Source organism: Halalkalibacterium ligniniphilum (assembly GCF_000334155.1).
Classification (GTDB): domain Bacteria; phylum Bacillota; class Bacilli; order Bacillales; family Bacillaceae_D; genus Halalkalibacterium; species Halalkalibacterium ligniniphilum.
On record NZ_ANNK01000090.1, the window covers coordinates 20,062 to 28,065 of the forward strand.

Annotated in this window: 7 protein-coding genes and 1 pseudogene; 6 read left to right on the plus strand and 2 right to left on the minus strand. The window is 36.6% G+C overall.

Translation table 11 applies throughout. The features are described 5' to 3' along the window. The first annotated feature begins 711 nt into the window (after nucleotides 1-711). From BLT_RS0110205 to BLT_RS0110215, 3 genes are all read left to right on the plus strand, one after another. The gene (locus tag BLT_RS0110205) at nucleotides 712-1,569 is read left to right on the plus strand and encodes a carbon-nitrogen hydrolase family protein (RefSeq protein WP_017727697.1); all 858 of its coding nucleotides are present in this window, start codon (nucleotides 712-714) and stop codon (nucleotides 1,567-1,569) included. A gap of 126 nt (nucleotides 1,570-1,695) precedes the next feature. Further along, a complete protein-coding gene (locus BLT_RS0110210) occupies nucleotides 1,696-2,367 on the plus strand; it encodes a hypothetical protein (protein ID WP_017727698.1) in 672 nt (223 codons plus the stop codon). Nucleotides 2,368-2,580: 213 nt separating this feature from the next. Then, a complete protein-coding gene (locus tag BLT_RS0110215; protein ID WP_017727699.1) occupies nucleotides 2,581-3,357 on the plus strand; it encodes a TatD family hydrolase in 777 nt (258 codons plus the stop codon). A gap of 76 nt (nucleotides 3,358-3,433) precedes the next feature. Here the strand turns inward: BLT_RS0110215 and BLT_RS0110220 are convergent, their stop codons facing one another. Further along, the gene (locus tag BLT_RS0110220) at nucleotides 3,434-4,456 is read right to left on the minus strand and encodes a YeiH family protein (protein WP_017727700.1); all 1,023 of its coding nucleotides are present in this window, start codon (nucleotides 4,454-4,456) and stop codon (nucleotides 3,434-3,436) included. 155 nt (nucleotides 4,457-4,611) lie between these two features. On the opposite strand from BLT_RS0110220, the gene BLT_RS0110225 reads away from it, so the two are divergent. Next, the gene (locus BLT_RS0110225) at nucleotides 4,612-5,505 is read left to right on the plus strand and encodes a LysR family transcriptional regulator (RefSeq protein WP_017727701.1); all 894 of its coding nucleotides are present in this window, start codon (nucleotides 4,612-4,614) and stop codon (nucleotides 5,503-5,505) included. A gap of 122 nt (nucleotides 5,506-5,627) precedes the next feature. After that, nucleotides 5,628-6,422, plus strand: a complete 795-nt coding sequence (locus BLT_RS0110230; protein ID WP_017727702.1) for an HAD family hydrolase — start codon at nucleotides 5,628-5,630, stop codon at nucleotides 6,420-6,422. A gap of 435 nt (nucleotides 6,423-6,857) precedes the next feature. Here the strand turns inward: BLT_RS0110230 and BLT_RS0110240 are convergent, their stop codons facing one another. Further along, entirely contained in the window at nucleotides 6,858-7,094 is a 237-nt protein-coding gene (locus BLT_RS0110240) for a hypothetical protein (protein WP_017727704.1), read from the minus strand. Between the two features lie 555 nt (nucleotides 7,095-7,649). Here BLT_RS0110240 and BLT_RS0110245 point away from each other — a divergent pair. Further along, nucleotides 7,650-8,004 (plus strand): annotated as a pseudogene (locus BLT_RS0110245) (HD-GYP domain-containing protein); the annotation flags it as partial.

The following is an 8,004-nucleotide window of genomic DNA, read 5'->3' on the forward strand; positions in this document are numbered from 1 at the left end:
TGAATCGTGTATTCATGGAAAAAGAGGATGCGTAAAATCAGCAATCCTCTTTTTCCATCGGTAAATAACGGCTTAAATCTGTGTTAAGAAAGTATACAGATTCCTAATGGGAATGCTTGTTTAAGTGCAAAATAGACTTATTCGCGAAAATTTGTCATATTTTGTATACACAAGAACACTAGATCATGCTTCTTTTTAAGGGTAATAATTTTAAAATTTAGTAATGGGAATAGGAATCGAACAAGAGGAGATGCCGAATAATTTTGAAATATTTTATCGGTTTAAGTCTACAGTTAACGAGGTGGATGGTACTGGAATTGGCTTATCTGAGGCAAGGTCTAGTTAAGATGATGAATGATCCATCAATGTAGAGAGTAAAAAAATAAAAAGAAGTACTACGTTTTTCGTAGCTTTTAACATCGATAATCATTCGGATAATACTATTTAATGGTAAAGCTTTTCTGGCAAATTAGTCGATATCTTTTGTATCCATCATTCATTTTCATAAAATGGGGGGCGCCGTTTTAAAGAAAACGGTGCTTTTCAAGTTGGCTTGATTTTCTTAGCTTTTTAGAGGTCATTTTTCATTACATAAGCATAGTATACTTTTTTTCACTATGTTCATTGAAAGTGTGTACTTGTTTTATTTATGAAAGTAAAGAATAATAATTAACGTCATTATATTTAGGATGTAGCAAAGGGGAGAAGCTTATGCAACTAAGAGTTTCAGCCGTACAATATCATCTCCATACGATTAAATCTTTTGATGAGTTTGCACAGCAAGTAGAGCATTATATTAAAACAGCTGAAGAATTTTCAGCAGACTTTGTCTTGTTTCCAGAGTTCTTTACAACACAGTTAATGTCAATTGGCGACAAAGATGGTCAACCATTAACGATTCGAGATTTGCCTAACTTTACAGAACAATACCGTTCTTTATTCATAAATCTTGCAAAACAAACAAACATGCATATCATCGGAGGCACGCATGTTATTTTAAAGAATGACCGCCTTTATAATGTGGCTCATTTGTTTTATCCTGATGGTAGAGTGGAGGAGCAAGCGAAGCTTCATATTACCCCTACAGAGGTAGAGGAATGGAATATGACGGCTGGTGAAGGCGTTAGAGTTTTTGAGACGGAAAAAGGTACCATTGCCATGTTAACATGTTATGATATTGAGTTTCCTGAAATTGTAAGGATGGTCAGAGCAAAGGGCGCAGATATTATCTTTTGCCCTTCTTGTACAGATGATAGGCACGGATTCCACCGTGTCCGTTATACAAGCCATGCAAGAGCTGTGGAAAATCAAGTATACGTTGTAACAACAGGAACGGTCGGGTCACTTCCTACTGTTGATTTTATGAGAGGAAACTTTGGACAAGCAGCAGTCATCACACCAAATGATGTTCCGTTTCCACCTCGAGGTATTATGGTGGAAGGAGAGTTAAATGACGATATGATTGTAACAGCGGATCTTCATTTAGACTTATTATATGAAGTTCGAAAAAGGGGCTCTGTTACAACTTGGCGTGATAGACGAACAGATCTTTATCCTGATTGGGAGTAATCCTTAAATCGGCATACAGTTAATGCAAATAAAATGAACGACTTGACTTGTAGCTTACTGAACCAACCTTCTCTGTTCATATGTATAAGAATAATCTAATAATTATAATGTAAGGGGAATGTTAAAATGGAATATCAACGAATCACATCGATTGAAGACCCTCTGTTCAAGCAAATGCACCAATTAATGCAAAACGTTTTCCCGCCCGAAGAAGTGTTAGAATTTGACCTTTGGAAAGAACCATTAGAAGATCCAGGTATTCGAGTATATGTTGCGATTCATAATGGCGAAGTTGTGGGAGCAACTGAATACCGTTATTATGAAGATTTTAATGTGGCGATGACTGATTTTACGATTATTGGCAAAGCGTCATTAGGAATTGGTCCTTTTTTAGCCGAGAAAAGACACGAGGATTTGTTAGCGTTAGCGAATGCGAATGGACAAACATTGTATGGGATGTTCGCGGAAATTTATGATCCGTATCGGGTAGAACAATATGAATTTGGCGGAGTAAAGCCGATGGATCCTTATGTTCGTCGTGAAGTATTGTCTCATCTTGGTTACAAGCGACTTGACTTTACGTATGTACATCCTTCGTGGAACAATGATGGTGAAGCTGTTACAGGCCTTGACCTTTGTTTTATGCCAACAGATCGAAGTATAGTCAAAATTAAGACAGAGCTTGTTGTCAGCTTTTTAAAACGCTACTATTCAGTCTTATCAAATAAACCTAAATCATGGCATGAAATGATTGAAAAACTAGAAGCAAAAGAAACGGTTAACTTACTGCCATTATAAAAGAATAATAATATCTGCAGTATAAGCATTGGAGAGTCCCTCCGGTGCTTATTTACGTTTCGTCTAAATAAATGATTTTTTATAGATGTGTTGAAAAAAGACTGTCATGAATTTTAAAAACAATTTGAAGAAATGTACATTTAGACGTATTATGATAGGAACAATATCAGCTCTTTTAATCATGCTTCACAGTAGAAAGGTTTGTAGAAAGACATGTTTGATACACATTTACATTTAGAGCAATATAACCAAGAAAGTCTAGACAAAGAAATTAAAAAGTGGCAGTCTGTAGGTGTGAAAGGGGTCATTGCTGTTTCAAATGATCTTGCTTCGTCTTATTCAACCTTAGAACTTCAAGCAAGGTATCCTGATTTTGTCTTTGCCGCTGTTGGTTTTCATCCAGAAAAACCTTTACCGACTGATGCAGATTTTACGGAGTGGCAAAAGCTAATACAATATGAACAAAAGAGAATTACGGCGATAGGTGAAATTGGCTTACCTCATTACTCCCTTGAAAACCTACAACATTCTTTGGAGCAGTATTATGAATTTTTGACCGAATGTATTGAAGTTGCCCGTGTCTATGATTTACCAGTAGCCCTTCATGCAGTCCATGATAAAGCAGAATTGGTTTTTAATTTGTTGCAAAAAAAGGGAATCGCTTGTGCTCATTTTCATTGGTTGAAAGCACCGAGAAATGTAGTCGATAAGATTACAGGAGCTGGGTATTTTATTTCTTTTACGCCAGAGATTGTTTATCGTAAGCGAGACCAGGATCTAGCATCAGCCGTTCCACTCTCACAACTATTAATCGAAACGGATGGTCCATGGCAATTTGATGCTCGTTTTAAAAATATTCCAACGACTCCTGTTTTACTTAAAGAGGTACTTCACGAACTTTCAATGATCAAAAAATCCTCCTACCAAGAGTTGCTTGAGCAAACATCTGAGAATGCAAGAAAATGCTATCGGCTTAATAGATTAACTTAACCAAAACAAATGAAAAATCCGTTGAATAGATAACCGGTTCTAATCTATGAAAAGAAGCCAATAAGATGCCCTTGTGTTAGATAATCGAAAAAAATTGAAGACAAAGATAACCAAATATTGAGAGTAAGACTGAACCAACAAAGCCGGCAGCAAAGGCTTTAACACCATGCTTTTGAAATACTGTTGCTTGAACACTTAGTCCTAGCCCAGCCATCGCCATGCCAAGGAGCAAGTAGGAAATGATTACGATTTGTTCTGCTACATATGAGGGGACGAGACCCATTGAATTAAGCCCACTTGTCATTAAAAATCCAACAATAAACCATGGAATTGGAATAACTTTCCACTTAGATGTATTTTGGTTAGTTTCAGTTTTATTCATCCATATACCGATTAAAATAGCAACTGGAATGAGAAGAGTCACTCTTGTTAGCTTTACAATAATCGCGATTTCAACTGCTGCATTCCCACCTGTGTTTGCTGCAGCAAGGACATGAGCGATTTCATGGAGTGTAGCTCCAGCAAAAATTCCGTACGCATAATCGGAGAGTCCGATGATTGGAAAAAGCAGTGTATAAATAAGCGTAAAAATTGTCCCTAAAATAGCAACAGTAGCTGCGCCGATTGCAATTTCTGCATTTTTACCTTTTACTTGCGGAGCAATCGCAGCAATCGCAGCTGCACCACAAATGGCTGTGCCACAGGAAATTAAAATGCCAAGCTTTTTATCCACATGAAAAAGCTTTGTTAATAGGTAAACGACGATTAGTGCAAAAACCAGGCTTATACTAGCAATAATAAAGACAGCTGAGCCAGCTTGGGCTAAATCAAATAAGTTTAAACGCATGCCCAAAAGGATGATCCCGAGACGCAGTAATTTTTTACTTGAAAAGTCTGCACCAACAATGGTTTGATTTGATACACCAACAGTAGACCGCCACAACATCCCAATCAAGATAGCAATCATTAATTCCCCGACAATATTTAAAAAAGGCAATAACGCCAGCGATTTTGCTATTCCTGCAATGACTAACGTTATGCCAACTCCTAAAAAAAATTTACCATTTTTCTCTCTAATTAGGACAGTTTCATTTGGCAATGTCGTTCACTCCTACTTTTAAACCGTCTATATCTACTTTTTATAACTATAAATGATGTCTAATTATAAGTGAAATACATAAATGTTATTATAATCATTTGAAATTATTATGATAAAATGAGTGGAGATACAAGAAGGAAGGAGGAGTGTTGGTCTTGCTAGGTCATTTACTGATTTTCGTTACGGTCGTCGAACAACGTCATTTTTCTAAAGCCGCAAAACTGTTAAATTTATCTCAACCAAACGTTAGCTTGCATATTCGAAACTTAGAGAATGAGTTAGGTACGGTACTCCTACATCGCTCACCAAAGCATGTCAATGTCACAGAAGAAGGAGAAATTCTATACATTCGCGCGAAAAAAATTTTAAGCTTGTATGAAGAAGCGAAACAGGAGATTAATGATCGTAAAAGCATTGTGCAGGGCACATTGAAAATTGGTGCAAGCTTCACAATTGGTGAATATTTACTTCCACGAATTTTAGCTGATTATGCGAAAAAGTATCCGAACGTGAAGGTGGAGGTAGTTGTTGGAAATACAAAAGAGGTTTGTGAAGATATACGAATGAATCAACTGGATATTGGAATTGTCGAGGGAGAAGTATCTGATGAAGACGTTAACATCACTCCATTTATGGAGGATGAGATGATCATGATCGCTCCCCCAAGTCATCCTTTGTCACAAATACAAATGGTTATGCCAGAAATGCTTCAAGATCAAGTATGGATTTTAAGAGAAGATGGCTCTGGAACTCGAGCATATAGTGATCAACTTATTCGTGATTTAAAATTACGAGTGAAGCATCTTTTTATTTTTAGCAGTAGCCAAGGGATAAAGGAGGCTGTTTCTGCTGGACTTGGCATTGCGATGATTTCTAGGTGGACGGTTTTGAAGGAATTGGAAGCTAAAGAATTAAAGCGATTAAACATTAACAATCGAACCTTTAAACGTGATTTTGCGATTATTCAAGGAAAACAGGGAGCTCGCTCAAAAGCACACCAATTATTTTTGAAAAAACTCGAACATTCAGTCACGATGTTTACATTTTAAACGTTTTTAAAGCAAATGATTCAAAAAGTCATTTACTTTTTCTTGTAGGACGCTCAAATTCGATGTAATCTAGTGTTTGAGAGAACTATACAACGAGAAAAAGAAATGAGGAATTGATAAAGATGATTAAAGCTGTTTTCTTTGACCTTGATGATACGTTACTTTGGGATCAAAAGAGTGTACAGGAAGCCTTTATTGCTACTTGTGAAGTGGCGAAGGAGAAATATGATGTTGATCCGGAAAAGCTTGAAGAGGCTGTGCGAAAAGAAGCAAGAGAGCTTTATGCCTCCTATGAAACGTATGAATTTACACAAATGATTGGAATTAATCCTTTTGAAGGCCTATGGGGAAACTTTTTAGATGATGAAGATAATTTTCGTAAAATGAAAGAGATCGTTCCTACTTATCGTCAAGAAGCTTGGACGAGAGGATTGAAGGCACTCGGAATTAATGATCCTGAGTTTGGGTTAGAATTGGCAGAGCGCTTCCCAGCAGAACGTAGAAAAAAACCTTTTGTTTATGAAGAAACGTTTCGTGTATTAGATGAATTAAAAGGCAAATACCAGCTCTTGCTGCTCACAAATGGGTCGCCTGATTTACAAAACACAAAACTTGAGATTACACCTGAACTTGTTCCATATTTCGATCACATTGTCATCTCTGGTGCATTTGGGCGTGGAAAGCCTGACCCAACAATTTTTGAGCATGCCTTATCAATTATGTCACTAGATAAGGATGAAGCAATCATGGTCGGAGATAACTTAATGACAGATATCCTAGGTTCATCACGGGTTGGCATGAAATCTGTCTGGATTAATCGTCATAATAAAGAGCGAAATGAGGTAATTCCAACGTACGAAATTACTCATTTAGAAGAGCTTTTTCCAATTCTCGATTCTTTAAATCAAAACAATTAAACTAGGATACATTGCATTAGATAAAATAATCCTGTTTAGTGTACCTACGTAATCGCAAACAATAAAAAGCAGCGAATCAGGAAGAAAGAGTAAAAAGATTTTTTGTGACCACTTGATTCTAGAAATCAGGAAAAAGCATTTTAGGCTATGATATAAAGGGGCTGGGACATAACGAACGTGTATGATTGAAAATGCGAACAATGCACAACCTTAGCGGAGGAAATAGACGTAGACCTGCGGAATCAAAGGCAAGGGGGAGACCCCACAGTGCAAAAAGCACGAGGAGGCTCACCAGCCGCCCGCGGAAAGCGAAGTAAATTTCCGAAGCGAAGGCTATGCATCAACAATTATGACGTTTGGATTTCTCATCAATAAAAACTCTTTTGTCCCAGCCTCTTTAAAAATTCTCTCTCACATTTTAAAAAGGCAAAAAGCTCATGAAGTTGTTTGAATCAGTTCTTCTATTTTCTCATTTCGAACAGATTGTTCTTCCTCTGAAGCTAAATCATACTTTTTTAATAAATGAAAAGCTTTATTTAATGCTTCTTGGGACAAATCTCTTTTTAGAAATGTTTCAAACTTCTGATACAGCTCGGCTGGTAAAAAATTGGACTGACTTTTAAGCTTTTGCTGAACGTCTGTTAGAGAGTGGTCTAATTTGCATTCTCCCATGATCATTCCTCCCTACAATTTCTTTCCTTTTATTATGAGTGAATTTACTAGAAAAAGAAAGGGAAGACAGACAAGATTTTAGGTTTCAAGCAAGTCATTTGTAATACTTGAGCTTGTTCCATGTACTGATCGTGGGGCTGCGAAAAAATTTATAATTGATCCACACGTATTGGTAAAAAATAAGCCTTGAGAAGGGTTGAAACATTCATTTCTTCTCAAATAAATTTAAGCTAGCAACATGACAATGGAAGAGGCATTATAAAAAAAGCAGACGTGTACGTTTATTTGTTCGTACACGTCATTTTCAGTTAATTAGTTAACATAATGTTATTCTTGTCAATTAAATAATTAATCCATAAAATTACTTTTTCATATTTTCAGTGAACAAAGGAAGGGATAATTATGAATTAACAAAATGAGAGTTGGGCTGCATCGATTTATGTCATTATTTGTTTTGACAATACACTGAGAATTTTGTATCTTTAGTACTGTGAAAAAATAAGTGGATTCGTACGACAGTTCGATATGATTTAAGTACGGCTGATGGGGGAAAGAATGAGACTTATAACGATTAACGAATATGACGAAAACACGATGGAGCTAGCAAAGCCGATCTATGATTCAAGAAAACGAGTGCTGCTTGGGACGGGAGCAAAGGTACACCCAAAATATATGGAAAAGCTTAAGGAGATAGGGATTAAATATTTGTTTGTGGAGGATGCGAAATCAAAAGGAATTTCACTTGATGAAATGATTGAGATGTCTACTTGGTTAGACACTATTGCCACGGTTGAACGTGCATTCATGTCAAGCGCTAAGAAAGAAGCTTTGCCATTAGTAGAGATTCAAAAAGCAATAAAAAAATTAGTAGAAGAAATAAAGCTTCGCAAAGCGATCATTCTTATCCCAA